Source organism: Blastococcus tunisiensis, from assembly GCF_900112815.1.
Classification (GTDB): Bacteria; Actinomycetota; Actinomycetes; order Mycobacteriales; family Geodermatophilaceae; genus Blastococcus_B; species Blastococcus_B tunisiensis.
The window spans coordinates 145,080-168,862 of sequence record NZ_FOND01000008.1 but is presented as its reverse complement, the minus strand read 5'-3'; the positions used below and the strand labels follow the sequence as shown (position 1 = coordinate 168,862).

General features: G+C 73.4%; 20 protein-coding genes and 2 tRNA genes. 17 read left to right on the top strand and 5 right to left on the bottom strand.

The window, feature by feature from the left end; all coding sequences use genetic code 11:
• The first annotated feature begins 542 nt into the window (after nt 1–542).
• The 6 genes from dnaN to BM142_RS12090 all read left to right on the top strand — a co-directional run bounded on the left by dnaN (nt 543) and on the right by BM142_RS12090 (nt 7,360).
• Nucleotides 543–1,694, top strand: a complete 1,152-nt coding sequence (gene dnaN / locus BM142_RS12115; protein ID WP_254790831.1) for a DNA polymerase III subunit beta — start codon at nt 543–545, stop codon at nt 1,692–1,694.
• 98 nt (nt 1,695–1,792) lie between these two features.
• Nucleotides 1,793–2,725, top strand: coding sequence for a phosphogluconate dehydrogenase (NAD(+)-dependent, decarboxylating) (gene gnd, locus BM142_RS12110; RefSeq protein WP_092198679.1), 933 nt, complete (start codon nt 1,793–1,795; stop codon nt 2,723–2,725).
• Between the two features lie 195 nt (nt 2,726–2,920).
• Complete coding sequence (gene recF, locus BM142_RS12105) at nt 2,921–4,096, top strand: DNA replication/repair protein RecF (RefSeq protein WP_092198676.1); 1,176 nt, start codon at nt 2,921–2,923, stop codon at nt 4,094–4,096.
• Nucleotides 4,093–4,593 (top strand): DciA family protein, encoded by a 501-nt coding sequence (locus BM142_RS12100; protein ID WP_092198673.1) that lies wholly within the window; start codon nt 4,093–4,095, stop codon nt 4,591–4,593. Before recF ends, BM142_RS12100 begins: the two co-directional genes overlap by 4 nt.
• 54 nt (nt 4,594–4,647) lie before the next feature.
• Nucleotides 4,648–5,577 carry a hypothetical protein gene (locus BM142_RS12095; protein WP_092198670.1) on the top strand — a complete coding sequence of 310 codons (930 nt, stop codon included), beginning with the start codon at nt 4,648–4,650 and terminating at the stop codon, nt 5,575–5,577.
• 13 nt (nt 5,578–5,590) lie between these two features.
• A complete protein-coding gene (locus tag BM142_RS12090) occupies nt 5,591–7,360 on the top strand; it encodes an ABC transporter ATP-binding protein (protein ID WP_217640700.1) in 1,770 nt (589 codons plus the stop codon).
• A 231-nt stretch (nt 7,361–7,591) separates the two neighbouring features.
• Here BM142_RS12090 and BM142_RS12085 read toward each other — a convergent pair whose 3' ends face one another.
• Nucleotides 7,592–9,103: an SDR family oxidoreductase gene (locus BM142_RS12085; RefSeq protein ID WP_092198664.1), complete on the bottom strand. Its 1,512-nt coding sequence runs from the start codon at nt 9,101–9,103 to the stop codon at nt 7,592–7,594.
• 357 nt (nt 9,104–9,460) lie between these two features.
• Here BM142_RS12085 and gyrB point away from each other — a divergent pair, with 357 nt between their 5' ends.
• The 6 genes from gyrB to BM142_RS12055 all read left to right on the top strand — a co-directional run bounded on the left by gyrB (nt 9,461) and on the right by BM142_RS12055 (nt 15,385).
• Nucleotides 9,461–11,497, top strand: a complete 2,037-nt coding sequence (gene gyrB / locus BM142_RS12080; RefSeq protein ID WP_092198661.1) for a DNA topoisomerase (ATP-hydrolyzing) subunit B — start codon at nt 9,461–9,463, stop codon at nt 11,495–11,497.
• Nucleotides 11,498–11,606: 109 nt separating this feature from the next.
• Nucleotides 11,607–14,075, top strand: a complete 2,469-nt coding sequence (gyrA, locus tag BM142_RS12075) for a DNA gyrase subunit A (RefSeq protein WP_092198658.1) — start codon at nt 11,607–11,609, stop codon at nt 14,073–14,075.
• A gap of 78 nt (nt 14,076–14,153) precedes the next feature.
• Nucleotides 14,154–14,948, top strand: a complete 795-nt coding sequence (locus BM142_RS12070) for a DUF3566 domain-containing protein (RefSeq protein ID WP_092198655.1) — start codon at nt 14,154–14,156, stop codon at nt 14,946–14,948.
• Between the two features lie 56 nt (nt 14,949–15,004).
• A tRNA-Ile gene (locus BM142_RS12065) sits at nt 15,005–15,078 on the top strand.
• 63 nt (nt 15,079–15,141) lie between these two features.
• Nucleotides 15,142–15,285, top strand: coding sequence for a DLW-39 family protein (locus tag BM142_RS12060; RefSeq protein WP_175527252.1), 144 nt, complete (start codon nt 15,142–15,144; stop codon nt 15,283–15,285).
• Nucleotides 15,286–15,312: 27 nt separating this feature from the next.
• Nucleotides 15,313–15,385: transfer RNA gene (locus BM142_RS12055), tRNA-Ala, on the top strand.
• A 19-nt stretch (nt 15,386–15,404) separates the two neighbouring features.
• Here the strand turns inward: BM142_RS12055 and BM142_RS12050 are convergent.
• Nucleotides 15,405–16,028, bottom strand: a complete 624-nt coding sequence (locus tag BM142_RS12050; RefSeq protein WP_217640694.1) for a carboxymuconolactone decarboxylase family protein — start codon at nt 16,026–16,028, stop codon at nt 15,405–15,407.
• Nucleotides 16,029–16,169: 141 nt separating this feature from the next.
• Here BM142_RS12050 and BM142_RS12045 point away from each other — a divergent pair, with 141 nt between their 5' ends.
• Together BM142_RS12045 and BM142_RS12040 are read left to right on the top strand one after the other, a co-directional pair.
• Entirely contained in the window at nt 16,170–16,703 is a 534-nt protein-coding gene (locus BM142_RS12045) for a peptidylprolyl isomerase (RefSeq protein ID WP_092198649.1), read from the top strand.
• 149 nt (nt 16,704–16,852) lie between these two features.
• Nucleotides 16,853–17,617 (top strand): rhomboid family intramembrane serine protease, encoded by a 765-nt coding sequence (locus BM142_RS12040; protein ID WP_092198852.1) that lies wholly within the window; start codon nt 16,853–16,855, stop codon nt 17,615–17,617.
• Here the strand turns inward: BM142_RS12040 and BM142_RS12035 are convergent.
• Nucleotides 17,614–18,030: a PH domain-containing protein gene (locus BM142_RS12035; RefSeq protein WP_092198646.1), complete on the bottom strand. Its 417-nt coding sequence runs from the start codon at nt 18,028–18,030 to the stop codon at nt 17,614–17,616. The two genes, BM142_RS12040 and BM142_RS12035, sit on opposite strands and share 4 nt — an antisense overlap.
• An 85-nt stretch (nt 18,031–18,115) precedes the next feature.
• On the opposite strand from BM142_RS12035, the gene BM142_RS12030 reads away from it, so the two are divergent.
• Nucleotides 18,116–19,276 (top strand): thiolase family protein, encoded by a 1,161-nt coding sequence (locus tag BM142_RS12030; protein ID WP_092198643.1) that lies wholly within the window; start codon nt 18,116–18,118, stop codon nt 19,274–19,276.
• Between the two features lie 605 nt (nt 19,277–19,881).
• On the opposite strand, the gene crgA is transcribed toward BM142_RS12030, so the two are convergent.
• Complete coding sequence (crgA, locus tag BM142_RS12025) at nt 19,882–20,154, bottom strand: cell division protein CrgA (RefSeq protein ID WP_092198640.1); 273 nt, start codon at nt 20,152–20,154, stop codon at nt 19,882–19,884.
• A gap of 130 nt (nt 20,155–20,284) precedes the next feature.
• Here crgA and BM142_RS12020 point away from each other — a divergent pair, with 130 nt between their 5' ends.
• Nucleotides 20,285–21,049 (top strand): DUF881 domain-containing protein, encoded by a 765-nt coding sequence (locus tag BM142_RS12020; protein WP_254790828.1) that lies wholly within the window; start codon nt 20,285–20,287, stop codon nt 21,047–21,049.
• Between the two features lie 45 nt (nt 21,050–21,094).
• A complete protein-coding gene (locus tag BM142_RS12015) occupies nt 21,095–21,757 on the top strand; it encodes an aminodeoxychorismate/anthranilate synthase component II (protein ID WP_175527251.1) in 663 nt (220 codons plus the stop codon).
• Between the two features lie 70 nt (nt 21,758–21,827).
• Here the strand turns inward: BM142_RS12015 and pknB are convergent, their stop codons facing one another.
• On the bottom strand, nt 21,828–23,744 hold the full coding sequence (gene pknB / locus BM142_RS12010; RefSeq protein WP_092198637.1) for a Stk1 family PASTA domain-containing Ser/Thr kinase: 1,917 nt from the start codon (nt 23,742–23,744) through the stop codon (nt 21,828–21,830).
• Between the last annotated feature and the right edge of the window lie 39 nt (nt 23,745–23,783).

Genomic DNA, 23,783 nt, shown 5'->3' with positions numbered 1-23,783 from the left:
CCCGTCCGGCGTCCCTCCGGGCCTGGGCACGGCCTGGGGATGGCGCAGGGAGAGGCAGGGGACAGGCGGTGGACGTCGCCCGGCGCCGGTGAACAACCATCGAGATGTCCACGTGTCGACAACAGTTCGACGGTGACCGCCCACAGCGGGCCAACAGGCCCGTTCGGGTCCTGACCTGCGGAAAGGGCCTCGTTCCCCAGCTTCCACACCTGTGATGACGAGGATGAGGGAGTTATCTCGGAGATTCTCGAACCACACTCTGGGTGGGGAAGGCCCGATCCGAGGTGCCCCCTACCGGACTCGTGCCCTGCTCGGAACAGCGCCGGGGTTCCCGCCACGACGGCAGCGGGAGAGGATCGGCCGAGAGGACGTTCCAGCCTCATCGGGGGACCAGGGTTTCCCCCCGGGGGACCGCAGCAGGCACCATGAGCACCGCACCGGCATCGGGCGGCCTCCGGGTCCCGCTGCCGGTCCGGGAACAGGCGTCCCCGCGAGCGGGATGCCGGAGCTGAGCTGGGGTGGGTCGAGAGATGAAGTTCCGGGTGACACGTGAGGTGCTCGCCGACGCCGTCGCGTGGACGGCGCGCAGCCTGCCGCCGCGACCGTCGGTCCCCGTTCTGGCCGGGATCCTGCTCGAGGTGGACGGCAACCAGCTGTCGGTCTCCGGGTTCGACTACGAGGTGTCGGCCCGTGCCGAGGTGGACGTGCAGGCCACCGAGAGCGGCCGCGTCCTGGTGCCGGGCCGGCTGCTGGCCGAGATCACCCGCGCGCTCCCCCCGCATCCGGTGGAGATCACCGCCGACGGGCCCCGGCTCGCCCTCACCTGCGGCAACGCGCGGTTCAGCCTGCCGACGCTCCCGGTCGAGGACTACCCGTCGCTGCCCTCGATGCCGTCCTCGGCCGGCCTGGTCGACAGCGACGTCTTCGCCGAGGCGGTCGGGCAGGTCGCCGTCGCCGCGGGGCGCGACGACACGCTGCCGATGCTCACCGGGGTCCGCCTGGAGATCGAGGACGACCTGATCACCCTCGCCGCCACCGACCGTTACCGGCTGGCGGTCCGCGAGTTCGCCTGGCGCCCGGAGACGTCCGGGGTGTCGGCCGCGGTGCTCGTGCCCGCCCGCACCCTGGCCGACGCGGCGAAGACCCTGACCAGCGGGCCGGAGATCGTCCTCTCGCTCGCCTCCGGCAGCTCCGGCGAGGGCATCCTGGGCCTCTCGGGCAAGGACCGGCAGACCACGACCCGGCTGCTCGACGCGGAGTTCGTCAAGTACCGCGCGATCATGCCGAACGAGTCCAACGCCCACGCGACGCTGCCGGTGGGCCTGTTCACCGACGCGGCCAAGCGGGTCGCCCTCGTCGCCGAGCGGGGCACGCCGCTGCGGTGCGAGTTCACCCCCGGCCAGGTCACCCTGCGGGCCGGCGGCAGCGACGAGGAGGGCCAGGCCGAGGAACGGTGCGACGTCGAGTTCGACGGCGAGCCGCTCACCATCGGCTTCAACCCGACGTTCCTGCTGGACGGGCTGGCCGCGGTGCACAGCGACCGGGCGCGGATGGACTTCACCAGCCCGCTGAAGCCGGCGGTGCTCTCCGGCGTCGAGGAGCCCGCGGCCAACGACGACGGGCAGCCGGCGAAGCCGGCCGAGCGCCCGGGGAGCTACCGCTACCTGATCATGCCGGTGCGGCTGCCCGGCTGATTGCCTCGAGCCTCGGGACGGGGCGGGCACCTGCGGCGAGGCCGTCCGCCGGGCACGATGAGCAGGACATCCACAATCCGCGAAGAGGGGACGCCATCGTGCGGCTGGGAATGATCGGGCTGGGCAAGATGGGCGGCAACATGGCCGAACGGCTGCGCCGCGCGGGCCACGAGGTGGTCGGCTACGACCGCTCGCCGGGCAAGCGGGACGTCGAGAGCCTGTCCGAGCTCGTGGAGTCGCTGCCCTCGCCGCGGGTGGTGTGGGTGATGGTGCCCTCGGGGGAGCCCACCCGGTCCACCGTCGAGGAACTGGCCGAGCTGCTCGGCGAGGGCGACGTCATCATCGAGGGCGGCAACTCCAAGTACACCGACGACCAGGTGCACGACGTGCTGTGCCGGGAGAAGGGCGTCGGCTACATCGACGCCGGTGTCTCCGGCGGCGTCTGGGGCCTGGAGAACGGCTACGCGCTGATGGTCGGCGGGACGAAGGAGGACGTCGCCACGGCGCAGCCCATCTTCGACGCCCTGAAGCCGCCGGCGCCGCACGACGAGTCCGGGCAGGAACTCCCCGGCGCGGGCTTCGTGCACGCCGGCCCCGTCGGGGCCGGGCACTTCAGCAAGATGGTGCACAACGGCATCGAGTACGCGCTGATGCAGGCCTACGGCGAGGGGTACGAGCTGCTGGCCGCCGTCGACCTCATCGAGGACGTCCCCGGGGTCATCGCATCGTGGACGCAGGGCACCGTGATCCGCTCGTGGCTGCTCGACCTGCTCGTCCGCGCGCTGGAGGAGGACCCGGAGCTGGAGGGGATCACCGGCTACGCCGAGGACTCCGGCGAGGGCCGGTGGACCGTCGAGCAGGCCATCGAGAACGCCGTCCCGATGCCGACCATCGCGGCGTCGCTGTTCGCCCGTTTCGTCTCCCGCCAGGACGACTCCCCGACCATGAAGGCGGTCGCGGCGCTGCGGAACCAGTTCGGCGGGCACTCCGTGCGCGCCGTCCAGGCGGAGGAGGCCGAGCGCCCGGCATGACGAAGGACCCCCGTGCCCCCCACCACTCGCAGGCTCGCGGCGGGGCCCTGCACGGGGGCCGTTCCAGCACGTCACCTGCCCCCCACCCGCGGCAGGCTCGCGGCGGGGCCCTGCACGGGGGCTGGTCCAGCACGTCGCCTGCCCCCCACCACTCGCAGGCTCGCGGCGGGGCCCTGCACGGGGGCCGGTCCTGACATGTACGTCCGGCATCTGCAGCTCGGGTCGTTCCGCAGCTGGGAGCGGGTCGACCTGGCGCTCGGGCCCGGCCCCACGGTGTTCGTCGGCCGCAACGGGGAGGGCAAGACCAACCTGGTCGAGGCGGTCGGCTACCTGGCGACGATGAGCAGCCACCGGGTGTCCGGGGACGCGCCCCTGGTCCGGCACGGCGACGGCCAGGCGGTGGTCCGGGCGGCCCTGCGCAGCGGGGACCGGGAGCTGCTCGTGGAGATCGAGATCAACCCGGGCCGGGCCAACCGCGTCCGCGTCAACCGGGGCCCGCTGCCCCGGCCCCGGGAGCTGCTCGGCCTCGTCCGCACGGTCCTCTTCGCCCCGGAGGACCTCTCGCTCGTCCGCGGCGACCCGACCGAGCGCCGCCGCTTCCTCGACGAGCTGCTGGTCACCCGCACGCCGCGGCTGGCCGGCGTGCGCTCGGACTACGACCGGGTCCTCAAGCAGCGCAATGCGCTGCTGAAGACCGCGCGCCTGGCCCGGGGCAAGGCCATCGAGACCCTCGACGTCTGGGACGCGCACCTGACCGACGCCGGCGGGCAGCTGCTGGCCGCACGCCGCCGGCTGATCGCGGACCTGGCGCCGCACGTCGCCCGCGCCTACGCCGAGGTGGCGGGAGCGGAGGCGGCCGTCGCCGGGCTCGGGTACTCCTCGACCGTGCCGCTCGCCGGGGACGGCACGGCGGTGACCGCCGAGACCGCGGTGCCCTCGGCCGCCGAGCTGACCGCGGCCATGCGCGAGCGGATCGCCGAGCGGCGGGGCGACGAGCTGGACCGGGGGATGACGCTCGTCGGCCCGCACCGCGACGACCTCGTGCTCCACCTGGGGCCCTCGCCGGCCAAGGGGTTCGCCAGCCACGGGGAGTCCTGGTCGCTGGCGCTCGCCCTGAAGCTGGCGACGTTCGCGCTGCTGCGCGGCGACGGCGAGGACCCCGTCCTGATCCTGGACGACGTCTTCGCGACGCTGGACGCCGAGCGGCGCGCGGCACTGGCCGCGGTGGCGGGCTCCGCGGAGCAGACCCTGATCACCGCCGCCGTGCTCGACGACGTGCCCGAGGAACTCCGCGGGGCGCGGGTCGAGGTGGGCGGCGGGTACGCGCTGCTCGTCAAGGACGGGACCGCGGCCGCGGAGGAGGCCTCGTGACGGAGGAGCGCCCCGCCCGGCCGAGCGACATCGCCCGGGCCGCACTCGAGGCCGCCCGGGCCGCCTCCGCCGCCCGTCCCCAGCCGACCCGCCGGCGGATCGCCGGGCCGCGGCGGAAGTGGACCGGGGCGGGGCCGGGCGCCGACGACCCCCAGCCCCTGGGCCGGCTGGTGGACTCCCTCGTCACCGAGCAGGACTGGTCCGAGCGCACCCGGATCGGCGCCGTGTTCGGCCGCTGGTCGGCGCTCGTCGGCCCCGACATCGCCGAGCACTGCGCGCCGCGGAGCCTGACCGAGGGGGTGTTGCTCGTCGAGGCGGAGTCGACCGCTTGGGCCACCCAGCTGACGCTGATGGCGCCCTCGATCCTCGGCAAGCTGCGCGCGCAGGTCGGCGGGGACGTCGTGACCCGGCTGCGCGTTGTCGGTCCGACGGCCCCGAGCTGGAAGAAGGGTCCGCGCTCCGTGCGCGGCCGGGGGCCGCGGGACACGTACGGATAGGCGCCACCCCGGCCTCGCTGGAGGTCCGGACGGCGCCGGGAGGACGATGGAGCGATGAGCAGCCCCCGCGACCGCGACGGTGCCGACGACGGCAGCGACTGGCAGGAGCCCGCCCACCTCTCGGGCGACGAGCCGGCCGATCCACCGAACTTCGCCGACCGGCGCAGGCAGCCCCGGGACGGCGACCACACCGCTCAGGGCCCCGGCTGGCAGCCGCCGGGGTGGGACCTGCCCGCGGCCGAACCCGACCGGGAGCGGCGGTCCGACCCCGACCGCGAGCGGCGGTCCGAGGTCGACCCGTCCTGGGCGCCGCCGCCCTCGCCGACCGACGCCCCGGAGCGCCAGCGCGGGGGGCTGTTCGGCTCCCGGCCGCGGACCCGGGACCCCGAGATGGAGCGCGCGTTCAGCTACGAGGGCGACCAGCTCGGGGCGCAGAGCTGGGCGCTGCAGCACGGCTGGACGGTGTCCGACGGCAGCGGGCCCCAGGACGCCGCGCTCATCGACCTGCTGGCCAGCGCGCCGGTGCGGCCGGGCAAGGACGCGCGCCCGGCCGGGGTGCTGCGGGGCCGCGCCGGCGCCGTCGAGCTGGTGGCCTTCGACGTCGTGTACCCGTCGGGGCGGCAGTGGGTGGCGACGCACGCCATCACCGCGGCGCCGCTGCTGGGCGCCGTCCCGGTGTTCCGGCTGTCGCCGGCGCGGCTGTGGAAGCACGGCACCACCGGGCTGGTCCCCCTGCTCAGCGGCGACGAGGCGTTCGACGGGCGCTGGCAGCTGCTGGCGGCGGAGGACGGGCCCCAGGTCCGCCGGCTGGCCCAGGACCCCGCCGTCCACGGCCTGCTGCTCGGCACCGACGACGGGGACGAGTTCTGGACCGGTGCGGGGCACGTCGCCGCGGTCCGGCCGGACGGTCACCGGCCGCAGCTCATCGAGCACCACGCCCGGTTGCTGACGGCGATCGTCGCCGCGCTCGCCGCCGGCGTCTGACCCGGCCGATCCGCTGACCGCCTCCGCCCCACCCGACAGGGGCGCCGAGCCCTCCGCAGCTGCGGGGATCCGGCAGCTCCTGCCCCTGCTGCGGCCGCACCGCCGGCGCCTGGCCGCGGCCGCGGCGCTCTCCCTGGTGGCGGCGGCCGCCGCGCTCGCCCAGCCGGCGCTGGTCGCCCGGGTGATCCGTGTCGTCGGCTCCGGGGACCCGCTGCTGCCGGCCGTCGCCGTCCTGGTGGTCGTGCTGCTCCTGGCCTCGGCCCTGTCGGCGTTCCAGCAGTTCCTGCTGCAGCGGACCGGCGAGGGGGTCGTGCTCACCACCCGGCAGCTGCTGGCCGACCGGCTGCTGCGGCTGCCGGTGGCCGAGTACGACCGGCGGCGCACGGGGGACCTGATGTCCCGCGTCGGCGCCGACACCACGCTGCTCCGGGCGACCGTCACCTCCGGCGTCGTCGACGTCGTCGGGTCCGTCGTCCTCGCGGTCGGGGCGGTGATCGCGATGGCGCTGGTCGACGGCTGGCTGCTGCTCCTGACGGTCGCCTCGGTCGCGGTCGGCGTGACCACCGCGGTGCTGGCCTCCCGGGGGGTCCGGCGTCTCTCCCGGCAGGCGCAGGAACAGGTCGGCGCGATGACCGCCGCCGTGGAGCGGGCCCTGTCGGCGGTCCGGACGATCCGCGCCAGCGGTGCCACCGCCCGGGAGGTCGAGTCCGTCGGTGCCAGCGCAGCCGGCGCCTACGCGGCCGGCGTGCGCGTCGCCCGGCTCGAGGCCCTGGTGTCACCCGCCGGGTCGATCGCGGTGCAGGGCGCCTTCCTGGCGGTGCTCGGGGTGGGCGGGTACCGCGTGGCCAGCGGATCGATCACGGTCGCGGAGCTGGTCGCGTTCATCCTGTACCTGTTCCTGCTGGTCATGCCGTTGGGGCAGGCGATCGGCGCCTGGACGCAGCTGCAGACCGGTCTCGGGGCACTGGCCCGGATCCAGGAGATCCTGGCGCTCGAACCCGAGGACGACGCGCACCCCGAGCGACCCGCAGCCGCCGCCGTCCCCCCGTCCGGCGCCCCGTTGCTGCGGCTCGAGGACGTCTCGTTCGGCTACCCCGACGGCACGCAGGTGCTCAGCGACGTCTCCTTCGAGGTGCCCGCCGGCAGCCGGGTGGCGCTGGTCGGCCCGTCGGGGGCCGGGAAGTCCACGATCCTGGCGCTGATCGAGGGCTTCTACCCGGTGAGCGGCGGCGTGCTGCGCTGGGCCGGGACCGACGTCCGGGAGATGCCGCGGGCGGCGCTGCGGGCCCGGCTCGGGTACGTCGAGCAGGAGGCGCCGGTGCTCGCCGGGACGGTGCGGGACAACCTGCTGCTCACCCGGCCCGACGCCACCGACCCCGAGCTGTGGGCGGTGCTGGCCGACGTGGGCCTGACCGACGTGGTGCGCCGGTCACCCCGCGGGCTCGACGTCCTGGTCGGTGACGAGGGGGTGCTGCTCTCCGGCGGCGAGCGCCAGCGCCTGGCCATCGCCCGTGCCCTGCTGGCCCGGCCGGAACTGCTGCTGCTCGACGAGCCGACGGCCAGCCTCGACGCCCGCAACGAGGGGCTGCTGCGGGACACCCTCGCCGCCGCCTCGGCGGACCGGGCCCTGCTGGTCGTGGCCCACCGGCTGTCCACCGTGCTCGACAGCGACCAGATCGTGGTGCTCGACCAGGGTCGGGTCGTCGCCCGCGGCACCCATGGGGAGCTCGTGGACAGCAGCGCGCTGTACCGGGAACTGGCGACGGCCCAGCTCCTCGTGTGAGCCCCCCGCGCCATGATCAGCGAACCTGATCATGGCGCGTCCTCCCTCGTGGCCCGCGGTGGGGGAGGACGCCGTGCGGTGAGGGAGGACGGTTGGCGGGACGCCGGACGGTGCGCGGGGACGCCGGTCGGTGCGGGGGGACGCCGGTCGGTGCGAGGGGACGCCGGACGGTGCGTGGGGACCCCGGGCGGTGAGTGGGGACGCCGGTCGGTGCGGGGGGACGCCGCGGGATCAGCCGGCGCGTTCGGCGGCGCGGGCGATGCCCCGGACCATCCCACCGAAGACGATCCCGTGGAACGCGGCCACCGCCCACCAGTAGGCGTGCCCGGCCAGCCCGTGCGGCGCGAACGTCGCCCGCTGACGCAGCACGGTCGTCCGGCCGTCGGCGCCGCCCTCGCCGTCGTGTTCCACGTGGAACTCCAGCCAGGCCAGCCCGGGCACCCGCATCTCGGCGCGCAGCCGCAGCAGCCTGCCCTCCTCCCGCTCCTCCACTCGCCAGAAGTCGAGGGCGTCCCCGACGTAGAGCCTCGCCGGATCCCGCCGTCCGCGCCGCAGCCCCACGCCGCCGATCGCCCGGTCCAGCAGCCCGCGCACCTGCCAGGCCAGCGGGAAGGAGTACCAGCCGCTGTCCCCGCCGATCCCCTCGACCACCCGCCAGAGCGCGCCGGGGTCGGCCGCGGTCCGCTGCGTGCGTTCGTCGACGTACAGGCTGCCGCCGGCCCAGTCGGGGTCGGTGGGCAGCGGGTCCGAGGGCGCGCCGGGCACGGACGCGCCCGACCACCGGGTGGCGACGGCGGAGTCGCGGACGCGGGCCACCGCCAGGCGCACCGCGTCGTCGAAGCCGAGCAGCCCCTCTGGCGGATCCGGGACGTGCTCGGCGATGTCGTGCTCGGTGCAGACGACGGTGTTGCGCAGGGACTCCACCAGCGGGCGCGCGATCCCTGCCGGCACCGGCGTGATCAGGCCCACCCAGTGACTGGACAGCGAGGGCGAGAACAGCGGGACGGGCAGGATGCGGCGGCGGGGGAGCCCGGCCACCTCGGCGTACCGCTGCATCATCTCGGCGTAGTCCAGGACGTCGGGTCCGCCGACGTCGAAGGTCCGGTGCACCGTGGCGGGCAGCCGGCTGCAGCCGACCAGGTAGCGCAGCACGTCCCGGACGGCGATCGGCTGGATCCGGCTGTGCACCCAGCGGGGGGTGACCATGACCGGCAGCCGTTCGGTGAGGTAGCGCAGCATCTCGAAGGACGCCGAGCCCGACCCCAGCACGATGGCGGCGCGCAGCACGGCCGTGGGGACCCCCGAGGCGAGCAGGATGTCGGCGACCTCGGTCCGCGAGCGCAGGTGCGCGGACAGCTCCTCCTCCTGCGGCCGCAGGGCCCCGAGGTAGACCAGGCGCCGCACGTCGGCCTCCTTCGCCGCCCGCGCCATGATCTCCGCGGAGCGCCGGTCGGCGTCCTCGAAGGCGCCGCCCCCGCCGAGTGCGTGGATCAGGTAGTAGACGACGTCCACCCCGGCGCAGGCCGCCGCGACCTGCTCGGCGTCCGTGGCATCGGCCTGCGCGATCTCCACCCGGTCGGCCCACGGCCGGCCGCGCAGCCGTTCGGGCGAGCGCGTCATCACCCGCACGCGGTGCCCGGCGGCCAGCAGCTCGGGAACCAGCCGGCCACCGATGTAGCCGGTCGCGCCGGTGACGAGGCAGAGCTTCGGTGCGGTGGACGGCGATGTCGCATCGGGGGCCATGTGCCCGAGTGTCGGCCCGTCCGACCACCGGCGCGCGCCCCGCGACGGTCTCGGCGGCGTCCTCCACCGGGCTCCCCGGGCCCGGATCTCGCCGCGGGCGCCCCAGCCGTTCGAGGACGGCGTGTCCCGCCCAGGGGCAGGACAGGTGGTGGTGAGGGAGCCGGAAGGGCCTCAGACACGACGTCAGGGCGTGGACGACGTCATTCCTGTCGGTGGACCCGGTATCCTCGACAGCAGAAACCGCCAGCAACCGGCCCAGCGTCGTTCTGCGCCCCCGAGGGGCCAGTGCCGTTCTGCGCGTCGCCCCCCGTGAGCACCGGGGAGCCGCGTGCCGGTTGCGCGAAAGGAAGGCCCCACGTGGTCGCAGCACCGCAGACCGAGAACGCCTACTCCGGCAGCTCCATCACCGTCCTCGAGGGGCTTGAGGCGGTCCGGAAGCGCCCCGGTATGTACATCGGCTCGACCGGCGAGCGCGGCCTGCACCACATGGTGTGGGAGGTCGTCGACAACTCCGTCGACGAGGCGCTGGCCGGGCACGCCGACCGGGTCCACGTGACCCTGCTGGCCGACGGCGGCGTCCGGGTCGAGGACAACGGCCGTGGCATCCCGGTGGACATGCACCCCGTGGAGAAGCGGCCCACCGTCGAGGTGATCATGACCGTCCTGCACGCGGGCGGGAAGTTCGACGGCAAGAGCTACGGCGTCTCCGGTGGTCTGCACGGCGTCGGCGTCACCGTCGTCAACGCGCTCTCGACGCGGCTCGACGTCCAGGTCTGGCGCGACGGGACGGAGTGGAAGCAGAGCTACGCCTACGCGAAGCCCGGCCCGCTCGAGCAGGTCGGCCCCACGAAGAAGCGCGGCACGGCGATCACCTTCTGGGCCGACGGCGACATCTTCGAGACGACGCGCTACTCGTTCGACACGATCAACCGCCGCCTGCAGGAGATGGCCTTCCTCAACAAGGGCCTCACCATCGTCCTGCGGGACGAGCGCCCGGGGCACAGCAAGGCGGAGTCCGGCCTGGCCGACGAGATCACCCTCGCCGAGGCGGCACCGGAGGCCGGCGCCGAGGACGAGGCGTTCGAGCCCACCGAGGTCACCTACCGGTACGACGCCGGCCTGATCGACTACGTCGCGCACATCAACGCGAAGAAGTCGCCGATCCACAAGTCGGTCGTGAGCTTCTCCGCCGAGGGCACCGGCAAGAACGACATGGCCATGTCGATCGACGTGGCGATGCAGTGGTCGGAGGCCTACTCGGAGTCGGTCTACACCTTCGCCAACATCATCAACACGCACGAGGGCGGCACGCACGAGGAGGGGTTCCGGGCGGCGCTCACCTCGATCGTCAACCGGTACGCCGAGGAGAAGAAGCTCTTCAAGGGCAAGGACGAGAAGCTCACCGGTGAGGACATCCGCGAGGGACTCGCCGCGATCGTCTCGGTGAAGCTCGGCGACCCGCAGTTCGAGGGCCAGACCAAGACCAAGCTCGGCAACACCGAGGTCAAGGGGTTCGTGCAGCGGGTCTGCAACGAGCAGATCGGGCACTGGTTCGAGGCCAACCCGACCGAGGCCAAGATGATCATCAACAAGGCCTCGTCGGCCGCGCGGGCCCGCCGCGCCGCGCAGGACGCCCGCAAGCTGGCCCGCAAGAGTCTGCTGAGCAACAACTCGCTGCCGGGCAAGCTCGCCGACTGCCGCTCGACCGACCCGCGCAGCTCCGAGGTCTACATCGTCGAGGGCGACTCCGCCGGTGGCTCGGCCAAGTCCGGCCGCGACTCGATGTTCCAGGCGATCCTGCCGATCCGCGGGAAGATCATCAACGTCGAGAAGGCGCGCATCGACCGGGTCCTCAAGAACAACGAGGTCCAGTCGATGATCACCGCGTTCGGTACCGGCATCCACGACGAGTTCGACCTGTCGAAGCTCCGCTACCACAAGATCATCCTGATGGCGGACGCCGACGTCGACGGCCAGCACATCCGGACCCTGCTGCTGACCCTGCTGTTCCGCTTCATGCGGCCGCTGGTCGAGGCCGGCCACGTCTACCTGGCCCAGCCGCCGCTGTACAAGATCAAGTGGGGCGGGAAGGTGGCCGACGAGTACGTCTACACCGACCGCGAGAAGGACGCCGTCCTCAAGGCCGCGATGGACGAGGGACGCAAGCCGCCCAAGGACGACGCGATCCAGCGGTTCAAGGGCCTCGGCGAGATGAACGCCAAGGAGCTGTGGGAGACGACCATGGATCCCGAGACCCGCATCCTGCTGCAGGTGACCCTCGAGGACGCCGCGACGGCCGACGAGCTGTTCAGCGTGCTCATGGGCGAGGACGTCGAGGCCCGCCGCAGCTTCATCACCCGCAACGCCCGGGACGTCCGTTTCCTCGACGTCTGATGAAGGACCCCCTCGTCCCCCACTGCTCGCGAGCTCGCAGCGGGACCCTGCGAGGGGCCCTGACGCGACGTCATCCCGCACCGTGCGCTGAACCCTGGAGATCTGAACCGTGACCGAGACCCCCGCGCGCGACCGCATCGAGCCGGTCGACCTCCAGCAGGAGATGCAGCGCAGCTACATCGACTACGCCATGTCGGTGATCGTCGGCCGCGCCCTGCCCGAGGTCCGCGACGGCCTCAAGCCGGTGCACCGCCGCGTGCTGTACGCCATGTACGACCAGGGCTTCCGCCCCGACCGCAGCTACGTGAAGTGCGCCCGCGTCGTCGGTGAGGTGATGGGTAACTACCACCCGCACGGCGACAGCTCGATCTACGACGCGCTCGTGCGGCTGGCCCAGCCCTGGTCGATGCGCTATCCGCTGGTCGACGGCCAGGGCAACTTCGGCTCCCCGGGCAACGACCCGGCGGCCGCCATGCGGTACACCGAGGCCCGCCTCACTCCGCTGGCCATGGAGATGCTGGCCAACATCGACGAGGAGACCGTCGACTTCCAGCCGAACTACGACGGCAAGAACCAGGAGCCGCTGGTCCTGCCGGGGCGCATCCCCAACCTGCTGATCAACGGCTCCGCCGGCATCGCCGTCGGCATGGCGACCAACATGCCGCCGCACAACCTCCGCGAGGTCGCGGCGGCGGTGTTCTGGATGCTCGACCACCCCGACGCGGAGGCCGAGGAAGCCCTCGCCGCCTGCATGGAGCGGATCAAGGGCCCGGACTTCCCGACCTACGGCCTGATCGTCGGCCGCGACGGGATCGAGGACGCGTACCGCACCGGCCGCGGCTCGGTGCGCATGCGCGCCGTCGTCACCGTCGAGGAGGACTCCCGGGGCCGGGTGCAGCTGGTCGTCACCGAGCTGCCCTACCAGGTCAACCCCGACAACCTGGCCGAGTCGATCGCCGAGGCGGTCAAGGACGGCCGGCTGCAGGGCATCAGCGAGATCGCCGACGAGTCCAGCGACCGCGTCGGCCGCCGCCTGGTGTTCACGCTGCGCCGGGACGCCGTGGCCAAGGTGGTGCTGAACAACCTCTACAAGCACACCCAGCTGCAGACGACCTTCGGCTGCAACATGCTCTCCATCGTCGACGGCGTCCCGCGGACGCTGCGCCTGGACGAGCTCGTGCGCGAGTACGTGAACCACCAGATCGAGGTCATCCAGCGGCGGACGCGGTACCGGCTGCGCAAGGCCGAGGAGCGCGCGCACATCCTGCGCGGCCTGGCCAAGGCACTCGACCAGCTCGACGCCGTCATCACGCTCATCCGCAACAGCGAGTCGGCCGACGCCGCCCGCGGCGGGCTGATGGAGCTGCTCGACATCGACGAGATCCAGGCCGTCGCGATCCTGGACATGCAGCTGCGCCGGCTGGCCGCGCTGGAGCGCCAGCGGATCATCGACCAGCTGGCCGAGCTCGAGCGGGAGATCGCCGACCTCGAGGCGATCCTCGCCTCGCCCGAGCGGCAGCGGCAGATCATCCACGACGAGCTGGCCGAGATCGTGGAGAAGTACGGCGACGACCGCCGCACCCAGTTCGTCGCCAACGACGGCGACGTGTCGATGGAGGACCTCATCGCGGAGGAGGAGGTCGTCGTCACCATCACCCGCACCGGCTACGCCAAGCGGACCAAGAGCGACCTCTACCGCTCCCAGCGCCGCGGCGGCAAGGGCGTGATGGGCGCACAGCTGAAGCAGGACGACATCGTCGACCACTTCTTCGTCGGCTCCACCCACGACTGGATCCTGTTCTTCACGAACAAGGGCCGCGTGTACCGGTCCAAGGCCTACGAGCTGCCGGAGGCCAACCGCACCGCGCGCGGCCAGCACGTGGCGAACATCCTGGCGTTCCAGCCGGACGAGAAGATCGCCCAGGTCATGCAGATCAAGGACTACGGCGTCGCGCCGTACCTGGTCCTGGCCACGGCGAAGGGGCAGGTCAAGAAGACCCGGCTCGGCGACTTCGACTCCCCGCGCCAGGGCGGCGTCATCGCGATCAACCTGCGCGAGGGCGACGAGCTGGTCGGTGCCCAGCTGATCGACGACCAGTCCGACCTGCTGCTGGTGACCCGCAAGGCCATGTCGATCCGGTTCACCGCCGACGACGGCGCGCTGCGCCCGATGGGGCGGGCCACCGAGGGCGTCCGCGGCATCTCGCTGTCCGAGGACGACCGGCTGCTGTCGCTGATGGTCGTGCAGGAGGGCGTCGACGTCCTGGTCGCGACCGAGCGCGGGTTCGCCAAGCGGACCGGCATCGAGAACTACCCGAACCAGGGCCGGGGTGGCAAGGGCGTGCTCACGGCCGATCCGAAGGCCCGCAAGGGAGCGCTCGTCGGGGCCCTCGCGGTCACCCTCGGCGACGAGCTCTACGCCATCACCTCCGGTGGCGGGGTCATCCGGACGCCGGTGAACGGCGTGCGGCACAACAAGGACCGTGCCACGATGGGCGTCAAGCTCATGAACTTGCCGGAGGACGTGTCGATCGTGGCAATCGCCCGGACGACGGACAACGACGAGCCCGACGCCTAATCTGGACGGAGATCACAGCGTGACCGTCCCGGCCACGCTGGGGAGCGGCACGCGCCGCCCGGGGATGGGGGAACTGGCATGAGCGACCGGACGCAGGGTTCGGTGCGCACCGATTCCACCGCCGGGGACGGCGCCGGCACGGCCGGAGCGGGCGGGAAGGGCAGCACCCCGACCGCCGCTCCGGACGACGCCGGCCGCATCCCCACGGGCACGCAGTCGATCCCGACCACGGGCACCCAGCGCGCGCAGAAGCCCGCCGGCAGCGCGCCGGCCGGCAAGGGCGCAGGGGCGCCGAAGGCCGGCGCCGGCGTGCCGGCCCCCGGCTCGTCGACGGGTGCGGCGAGCACGGCCGCTCCCGCGGACGCGGGCACGAGCAAGGCCACGGGCACGGGCGCAGCCACGGACGCGACCGACGCCGGGAAGGGCGCGTCCGCGGGCGCCGCCTCCGAGACGGCCGCGGGCGGACGGGGTCTCCGAGGGCGGATGCCGTCGCGACCGGGCGGACGCGGTCCCCGCCGGGCACGGCTGCAGTTGCGTCACATCGACACCTGGTCGGCGCTGAAGATCTCGCTCGTCCTGTCGATCGCGCTGTTCTTCATCTGGATGGTGGCCGTCGGCGTCCTCTACGGCGTGCTCAGCAGCCTGGGCGTCTTCGACACCCTCAACGACCTCTTCGGTCAGATCGGTTCGGCGTCCGGTTCCGAGAGCGACGGCGACGTCGTCACTGCGGGCCTGGTCTTCGGCGGCGCGGCGATCATCGGGGCGATCAACATCGTCCTGATGACGGCCCTCTGCACCGTCGGGACCTTCATCTACAACCTCTGCTCCGACCTCGTCGGGGGCCTGGAGCTCACCCTGTCCGAGCGGGACTGAGCAAGGACCCGCCTGCTGGCACGTGCGCGTCGCCAGGTACGCTGTTCGAGGTTCACGGGCCTGTAGCTCAGGCGGTTAGAGCGCATCCCTGATAAGGATGAGGCCGGAGGTTCAAGTCCTCCCAGGCCCACCCGTGTGCACGCTCGCCGGTAGCACGAGCCTCCGGCGCCGACCGGTCGAGGAGGCACCGCGCGTGCTGAAGAAGCTGGCACTTGCCGCCGTCGCCGCCGGGGCCCTCGCGGCCATCCGGAAGCGGTCGAGCGGCAAGGCCGAGTCCGACCTGTGGCACGAGGCCACCAAGGGCCCCGACGCGGTCAGCACGCCCACCACCCGCTGAGCCACCGGCCGCCGCGAGCGGTCACCCGGGGACGTAGCTCAATTGGCAGAGCACCGCCTTTGCAAGGCGGGGGTTAGGGGTTCGATTCCCCTCGTCTCCACCCTCCACCCTCCGGCCGCTCAGGCCTGCGAGTCCCCGGCGGCCGTCGGCCGGCCGTAGGAGACCGCGCTGTGCACCGCGGCAGGAGCAGCCTCGACGAGGCGTCGGTCGGGACGGGCGCCCAGGGCGTCGTTCACCGTCGAGAACGCGATCCGCAGCGCGACGTAGAGCGTCATGGCGGCGATCTGCGCGTCGTCCAGACCGCAGTCCCGCAGCTGCTGGACATCTCGCGGCGTCGTGCCGTTCGGATCCCGGGCGAGCCGCCGTGCCCACCGCGCCAGGGCCGCGTCGGCAGCAGTCAGCCCACCGTCCTCCCCGCGCAGGACCGCGGCGGCCACGTCGTCGCCCACCTCTTCCGCCAGACGCTTTCCCCAGGCCAGCGAGCAGTGCGGGTCACCGAGGGCACCCGCCGACGCGGCCACCAGGACGGCCCGTTGCCGGAAGGACAGGCCGGCGGCCGCTGACGCCTGCCCCAGCAGGTCCATGAAGGCGTCGTGCGCGTCCGGCTGGTGCGCCCAGACGTGCGAGAGGTTCATGACGTACCCGACGTCCCGCCGGTCCTCGGCGAACAGGCGTTCCGCGCCCGGCGACGGGCCGGCGGGCCGGAGGAAGCCGGTGTCCGGGGGCGTCTCGTCGACCGTCATGGCGGACCTCCGGGCGGGGAGTGCGTCGGCCGCACCGTAGCGGCAACCGGGGAGGAACGGCACGGCGGCGCGGTGGTCCCCCACGGACCACCGCGCCGGACCGGCCGGTCGTGCCCCGCGGATCGGTGGCAGAGTGGAGGCGTGACTGAATCGACTCCCGCCCGCCGCGCGGTGCTGCACACCAACCACGGCGACATCACCGTCGACCTCTTCCCGGACCACGCGCCGAAGACGGTCGCCAACTTCGCCGACCTGGCCGAGGGCGCCCGCGAGTGGACGCACCCCGAGACGCGCCAGAAGACCACCGACAAGCTCTACGACGGCACGATCTTCCACCGGGTCATCTCCGGCTTCATGATCCAGGGCGGCGACCCGCTCGGTCAGGGCTTCGGTGGGCCCGGCTACCAGTTCGGCGACGAGTTCCACCCCGAGCTGTCCTTCGACCGCCCGTACCTGCTGGCGATGGCCAACGCCGGCCCGGGCACCAACGGTTCGCAGTTCTTCATCACCGTCGGACCCACCCCGCACCTGAACCGCAAGCACACCATCTTCGGCGAGGTGGCCGACCAGGCCGGCCGCGACGTCGTCGACAAGATCGCCTCCGTGCCCACCGCCCGCGGGGACAAGCCGGTCGAGGACGTCGTCATCGAGTCCGTCGAGGTGCAGCGAAGCTGACACCGAACGCCGAGGACGGCCCTGTCCCCGGACCCACCCCGAGCGAGCCGGGGGTGGGCCGGACGGGGCCCTCCGCGTGCTACCGGCACCCGGACCGGCCGACCGGCATCTCCTGCACGCGGTGCGACCGGCCGATCTGCCCGGAGTGCATGGTCCCCGCCTCGGTGGGGTTCCAGTGCCCCGCCTGCGTCCGCGAGGGGCAGGCCGCCGTCCGACCGGTCCGGCGGGGCAGCGGGCTGCGGGCTGCCGGGCGCCGCTGGGGCGTCGTCACGCTGGGCCTGATCGCGGCGAACGTCGCGATGTTCCTGGTCACCGCGCTGTCGGCCCTCACCGTCGGTCGCTCCCCGCTGGACAACTCGGCGTCGCCGGTCTTCGACGCGCTGTCCCAGTGGCCGTTCGGGGTCATCCTGTTCGGCGAGTGGTGGCGCGTGCTCACCGCCGCGTTCCTGCACATCGGCCCGGTGCACCTGGCGATGAACATGCTGGCGCTGCTGCTGTTCGGCTCCGAGCTGGAACGACGGCTCGGGGCCTGGCGGTACCTGTCGCTCTACCTCGTCTCGGCGCTGGGCGGGGCGGCGGCCATCCAGCTGCTCGGCGACCCCCGCGTCCCCGTCGCCGGCGCCTCGGCGGCGATCTACGGCCTGCTGGGCGCCCTGGGTGTGCTCATGGTGGCCCGGCGGGAGGACCTGCGCGGCCTGCTCACCCTCCTGCTGATCAACGTCTTCATCAGCTTCCTGCCCGGCATCTCGCTGCTGGGCCATCTCGGCGGCCTGGTCGCGGGCGCGCTGGCCGCCGGCATCCTGGTGGTGACCCGGCGGCGCGGGTCCGTGCAGATCCCTGCGCTGGCAGCGCTGGGTGTGCTGCTCCTGGTCGTCGCCCTGACGGTGCCGACGCTGACGGTGCTGGGGCTCTAGCCGCCGGTGGGGTCCAGCGCCCGGAGCGCACGGGCCACCGATGCCGGAGCGGTGCCCAGGTCCCGCCGCCCCAGCACCACCAGCGGGCCGTCGTCGTCGGGGCCGGTCGAGCCGTCCAGCTCGAGCGTCCCGCCCCGGAGGCCGAGCCGGCGGACCTCCCGGACCCGCACCCGCACCGCTCCCCAGGGCCGCCGGGTGGTGCCGGTGAGCCTCCGGACGACGACCCCGTCGGCGTCCGCCGCCAGCCGGGGACGTGCGACGAGGTCGCGCAGCACCGAGCCGAGCAGCAGGACGGCGGCGCCGGCCAGCAGCACGCGGCCGGGGGTGTCCGCGATGAACGGGACGCCGACCGCCAGGAGGAGGCCCAGGGCCGCCGTGGCCGCGACGTCCCAGGTCGGCGGTGACCACGTCATGCCGGGAGCTTGCCACCGGTCCCGCGTTCTACGATCGGTCAGGGCTGACCGTTCGGCGCCCGGACCGTCGTCGAGGAGTGCGACCATGCGAGATGCCGTCATCTGTTCCGCCGTCCGGACGCCCGTGGGCAAGCGGGGAGGCGGCCTCTCCGGCGTGCACGCCGTCGACCTGTCCGCGCACGTCCTCACCGCCCTCGCCGAGCGGTCCGGGATCGACCCGGCCGTCGTGGAGGACGTGTTCTGGGGCTGCGTGAGCCAGGTGGGCGAGCAGACCTTCAACATCGGCCGCAACGCGCCGCTGGCGGCCGGCTGGCCGGAGAGCGTGCCGGGGACGACCATCGACCGCCAGTGCGGGTCGTCGCAGCAGGCCGTGGCCTTCGCCGCGGCGACGGTGATCAGCGGGCAGGCCGACGTGGTCGTCGCCGGCGGGGTGGAGTCGATGAGCCGGGTGCCGATGGGCGCGGCCCGCGGCGACGGGTCGGCGGGCACGCCGCTCGGCCCGCGCTACATGGACCGCTACGACGGGGTCTACCCGAACCAGGGCGTCGGGGCGGAGATGATCGCCGAGCGCTGGGGCTTCTCGCGCACCCAGCTCGACGAGTTCTCCCTGGCCTCGCACGAGAAGGCGGCCAAGGCCCAGGCCGACGGCGCCTTCGACGAGGAGATCGCCCCGGTGACGACGCCCGACGGCACCGTCGTCAGCGCCGACGAGGGCATCCGCCCCGGCGGGACGCTGGAGAAGCTCGGCTCGCTCAAGACCCCCTTCAAGGAGGACGGCGTCATCAGCGCGGGCAACGCCAGCCAGATCTCCGACGGCGCCGCCGCGCTCCTGGTGACCACCAGCGACAAGGCCCGCGAGCTGGGCCTCACCCCGATCGTGCGGATCCACACCACCGTGATGGCGGCCGACGACCCGGTGATCATGCTGACCGCGCCGATCCCCGCGACGCAGAAGGTGCTCGCCCGCTCGGGGCTGTCGATCGACGACATCGGCATCTACGAGGTCAACGAGGCGTTCGCGCCGGTGCCGATGGCGTGGCTGGCCGACATCGGTGCCGACGCCGCCCGGCTGAACCCGCGCGGCGGGGCGATCGCTCTCGGCCATCCGCTCGGTGGCTCCGGTGCGCGCATCATGACCACCCTCGTCCACCAGATGCAGGCCCACGGTGTCCGCTACGGCCTCCAGACGATGTGCGAGGGCGGCGGGATGGCCAACGCCACCGTCCTGGAGCTCCTCGACGCCTGATCCCGCTCCCGGCCCGCAGGGCGGTCGTCCCCCGTGGACGGCCGCCCTGCGGCGTCTCCGGGCCCGGGGGCCGGCGTGCGCACCCAGCGCCGGGGGACGGACCGGTACCTCGCAGCGGGCCGGCCTCCCGTGCGCCGCGGCGCGTCGGCCGCCCGCAGGGAGGCCGGTGACCGCCCCGGTCCTGGGTGTTTGTCGACACGTCCACAGGCCCATGCACAGCTGGGGACAGACTCACACAGCTGTAGTTACCCGGGTGGTGCTCCTGTCACATCCGCCCCATCCGGGGTGTTTCCGCAGGTCAGGGCAGTCCGGGTCCGTTCCGTCTCTCCACACTCGGTGGACAACCCTGGGGGTGGAGCGCCATGTCGACCTGTGGACGGAGCTGGTGGCTGTGCACAGAAGGTGCACCGGCCGCCCGGCGTGCGCAGTTCGTGCCGGGGAAGGGCCGTCGGAACGACAGAGGCCCCCGTCCCCGGATGGGGACGAGGGCCTCGGCCGGCCTTCCTGCAGGGCCGCTCCGAGCGTGCGAGGAGTGGGGGCGCAGTGGAAGAACCCTGTCCTTCTCACCGCTCGCAGGCTCGCGGCGAGCCTCCGGACAGGGCCGTTCAGCGCCAGCGCATCGACATGATCAGGCCGGCGACCATCGCGCCGAAGCCGATCGCGAAGTTCCAGGCCGACAGCGAGACCATGAACGGGATCTGGTCACCGGCGACGTAGTAGACGACGATCCACAGCAACCCGATGAGCATCAGCCCGACCATCACCGGGGCGTACCAGCGGGGGCTGGGCTGCAGGGCGCGGGCCTGCGACGAGCGGGTCTGCAGAACCCCCTCGGGGGGCGTGTAGGCCGACTTCTTGCGGACCTTGGACTTGGGCACCGGGCGGACTCCCTTCCGTGGGCCGGGCTGTCACCCCCGGCCGGAACTGTCCCCAGCCTAAGCTGACGGGGGACGTCGGAGCCGAGGACCATGCCGTTCGGCCGCAGGAGTTCCCCCCGAGGAGGTGACCGTGCGCCGGTCGCTGCTGCCCGGGCGGGGCCTCGCCGGGCGCCGGATCTCCCCCTGGCGCGTGCTCGTGCCCGTCGTCGCCCTGCTCGCCGGGCTGCTGTTCGCCACCTCCGGCCGGACCGCCCAGGGTTCCGACCTGCGGGCGGGCGAGATCACCGAGCTGTCCGAGCTGATCGACCAGCGCAACCGGGTGATCGCCGAGCAGGCCGACCAGCTGGGCGACCTGCAGCGCCAGGTCGAGCGGCTCACCGGGCAGGTGGCGTCCCGGGACGGCGACGTGGCCGCGGCGCAGAGCGCCGGGCAGGCGGGCGCGCTGTCCGCGGCGCTGGTGCCGCTGAGCGGTCCCGGTGTGGTCATCACCCTGGACGACGCCCCCACCCGGCCCGACGGCAGCAGGCCGATGAACGCCCGGGCCGACGACCTGGTCATCCACCAGTCCGACGTCCAGGCCGTGGTGAACGCGGTGTGGGCGGCGGCGGCCGACGGGGTGGCCATCATGGACGAGCGGCTGATCGCGACCAGCGCGGTGCGCTGCGTCGGGAACACCCTCCTCCTGCAGGGGCGCACCTACTCCCCGCCCTTCGTCGTCACCGCGATCGCCGACCCGGCCGCGGTGCGGGCGCAGCTGGCCGCCTCGCCCCAGGTGGCGGTGTTCCAGCAGGCCGTGGACGCCTTCGGGCTCACCTTCACCGTGCGCGAGCGGCCGGTCGTGGAGCTGCCCGCCTACGATGGGCCCCTGGACCTGGAGTTCGCCACCTCCGGTTGAGCCGGCTCCCACGGTGGAGAGCCCCGGGACGAGAGGAACTCGAGCGTGACCACAGCGGCCGACCGCCCGATCCTCGTCGTCGACAACTTCGACAGCTTCGTCTACAACCTCGTCCAGTACCTGGGGCAGCTCGGCGTCCGATGCATCGTGCGCCGCAACGACGCCGTCGAGGTCGACGAGCTCGCCGACCTCGACCTGGCCGGTGTGCTGCTGTCCCCCGGCCCGGGCACGCCCGCCGGTGCCGGGGTGACCGTGCCGATGGTGCGGGCCGCGGCCGAGGCGGGGACGCCGGTGCTCGGGGTCTGCCTCGGGCACCAGGCGATCGCCGAGGCCTTCGGGGCCGTGGTGGTCCGGGCGCCCGAGCTGCTGCACGGGAAGACCAGCCAGGTCGTGCACGAGGGCGAGGGCGTGCTGGCCGGGCTCCCGTCGCCGTTCACCGCCACCCGGTACCACTCGCTGGCCGTCGACCCGGGCACGGTGCCTGCTGAGCTGGAGGTCACCGGGACCACCCCGTCGGGGATCGTCATGGCCCTCCGGCACCGGGAGCTGCCCATCGAGGGCGTCCAGTTCCACCCGGAGTCGGTGCTCACCGAGGGCGGGCACCGCATGCTGGCGACCTGGCTGGCGACCTGCGGCCTGCCCACCGATCCGGCCGTCGTGGAGGCCGCCTCGGCCGCCGTCCGGCGGCTCACGGCCGCCACCGCCTGACCCGCCCCCGGAACGACCGAAGGGCTCCTCCCGGCGCGGGAGGAGCCCTTCGGTCGTTCGGTGGCCGGGTTCAGTCGTCGGGGGTGGTGGGAGCGGCCTGGGCGATGTACAGCGTGATCGCCTGACCCGCGGGCACCGCCGTCCCGGGCGCCGGGCTGCTGTCGGCCACCCTCCCGGGCGTCTCCCCGGCCTCGGCGAGGACGGGCTCCGCCGTGATGGTGCCGGTGAAGCCCGCGGTCTGCAGCGTCTGCCGGGCCTGCTGCTCGGTCTGGCCGATGATCGACGTGGGCACCGTGATGTCGGCGGGCCCTCCGGAGATCTGCAGGACGATGCGGGTGTCGCTGCCGGCCGGGGTGGCCGCGCCGGGCGTCGTCGCGACGACGGTGCCGGGCGGCTGGGCCGCGTCGACCTCCTCGGTGGTGATCTGCACGTCGCGGAAACCGGCCTGGGTCAGCGCGGCGCGGGCCTCGGCCTCGCTGCGGCCGGTGACGTCGGGCAGGTCGATCGTGCCGCTGGACAACCCCAGGGTGATCGTCTGGTCCCGTGCGGCGGAGGCGTTGACGGCCGGGTCGACCGACGCGACCGTGTCCTCCTCCTCGAGGGAGTCCACCTCGCGGGTGTTGATGCTGCCGGTGAAGCCGGCCTGCTCGAGTGCGGCCCGGGCCTGTGCCTCGTCGAACCCGATGACGTCGGGCACGGTGATGGTGTCCGGGGCGGCGCCGACCACCAGGTCGACCTCGGTGCCCTCGTCGCGCTGCGCGCCGGCGGCGGGGTTGGACTCCAGCACCGTCCCCTCCTGGGCGGGGTCGTCGGTCTCCCGCGGGGTCACCTCGCCGACCTCGAGGCCGGCCTCGGTGATCGCCAGGCGGGCGTCGGCCTCGGGCAGGCCGATGAGCGGCGGGACGGACACCCGGGTCGTGGCGTCGTTCTCCTGTCCGCCGCCGCTCATCGCGACGGCGATGGCGATGGCCCCGGCGATCAGCAGGACGGCGACGACCGAGACGATGGCGATGAGCCGGCGCTTGCGGCGCTTGCGCTCCGCCTCGTCCTCGTCGTCCCAGCCGTCCTCGCCGTAGGAGCCGCCGACGGGGGCGCCGATGATGGCGGTCTTCTCGGCGTCCCCCATGACCGGGGTGGCCTCCACCCGCTGGCCGGCCAGCGCCCGGAGCAGGTCGTTGCGCATCTCGGCGGCCGACTGGTAGCGGTTGGCCGGGTTCTTGCTCATCGCCTTCAGCAGGATGGCGTCGAGCTCCGCCGGGATCTCCCGGTTGATCGACGACGGCAGCTTCGGGTCCTCGCGCACGTGCTGGTAGGCCACCGCGACCGGTGAGTCGCCGGTGAACGGCGGCGCGCCGGTGACCAGCTCGTAGAGCATGCAGCCGAGCGAGTAGACGTCCGAGCGGGCGTCGACGCTCTCGCCGCGGGCCTGCTCGGGGGAGAGGTACTGCGCGGTGCCGATCACGGCGGCGGTGGAGGTCATCGTGGCGGCGGAGTCGGAGACGGCCCGGGCGATGCCGAAGTCCATGACCTTGACGGTCCCCTGGGGCGTGATCATCACGTTCCCGGGCTTCACGTCCCGGTGCACGATGCCGTTGCGGTGGCTGAAGTCCAGCGCCCCGCAGATGTCGGCCGACAGGCTCATCGCCCGCTCGGGGGAGAGGTGGCCCTCGCGGCGGAGCACGTCGCGCAGGGTCTCCCCCTCGACGTACTCCATGACGATGTAGGGGGTCGCGCCGGTGCTGGTGCGGTCCTCGCCGGTGTCGTAGACGGCCACGATCGCCGGGTGGTTGAGCGACGCCGAGGCCTGGGCCTCACGGCGGAAGCGCACCTGGAAGGAGGGGTCACGGGCCAGGTCGTGGCGCAGGACCTTGACGGCCACCTCGCGGCCCAGGCGGAGGTCGCGGCCGCGGTGGACCTCGGCCATGCCTCCGCGGCCCAGCACGCCACCGATCTCGTAGCGCTCGCCGAGCACCTGCGGCGTGGTCATCGGAGGTCCTCTCGGGCGGGGCGGTGCGTCGTCCGGGCG

What these genes read in the sequence shown, in the direction of transcription:
- recF (WP_092198676.1), top strand. Translation starts at nt 2,921, where the DNA reads ATGTACGTCCGGCATCTGCAGCTCGGGTCGTTCCGCAGCTGGGAGCGG.
- BM142_RS12095 (WP_092198670.1), top strand. Translation starts at nt 4,648, where the DNA reads ATGAGCAGCCCCCGCGACCGCGACGGTGCCGACGACGGCAGCGACTGG.
- BM142_RS12085 (WP_092198664.1), bottom strand. Translation starts at nt 9,103, where the DNA reads ATGGCCCCCGATGCGACATCGCCGTCCACCGCACCGAAGCTCTGCCTC.
- BM142_RS12070 (WP_092198655.1), top strand. Translation starts at nt 14,154, where the DNA reads ATGAGCGACCGGACGCAGGGTTCGGTGCGCACCGATTCCACCGCCGGG.
- BM142_RS12050 (WP_217640694.1), bottom strand. Translation starts at nt 16,028, where the DNA reads ATGACGGTCGACGAGACGCCCCCGGACACCGGCTTCCTCCGGCCCGCC.
- BM142_RS12040 (WP_092198852.1), top strand. Translation starts at nt 16,853, where the DNA reads ATGGTCCCCGCCTCGGTGGGGTTCCAGTGCCCCGCCTGCGTCCGCGAG.
- BM142_RS12035 (WP_092198646.1), bottom strand. Translation starts at nt 18,030, where the DNA reads ATGACGTGGTCACCGCCGACCTGGGACGTCGCGGCCACGGCGGCCCTG.
- BM142_RS12030 (WP_092198643.1), top strand. Translation starts at nt 18,116, where the DNA reads ATGCGAGATGCCGTCATCTGTTCCGCCGTCCGGACGCCCGTGGGCAAG.
- pknB (WP_092198637.1), bottom strand. Translation starts at nt 23,744, where the DNA reads ATGACCACGCCGCAGGTGCTCGGCGAGCGCTACGAGATCGGTGGCGTG.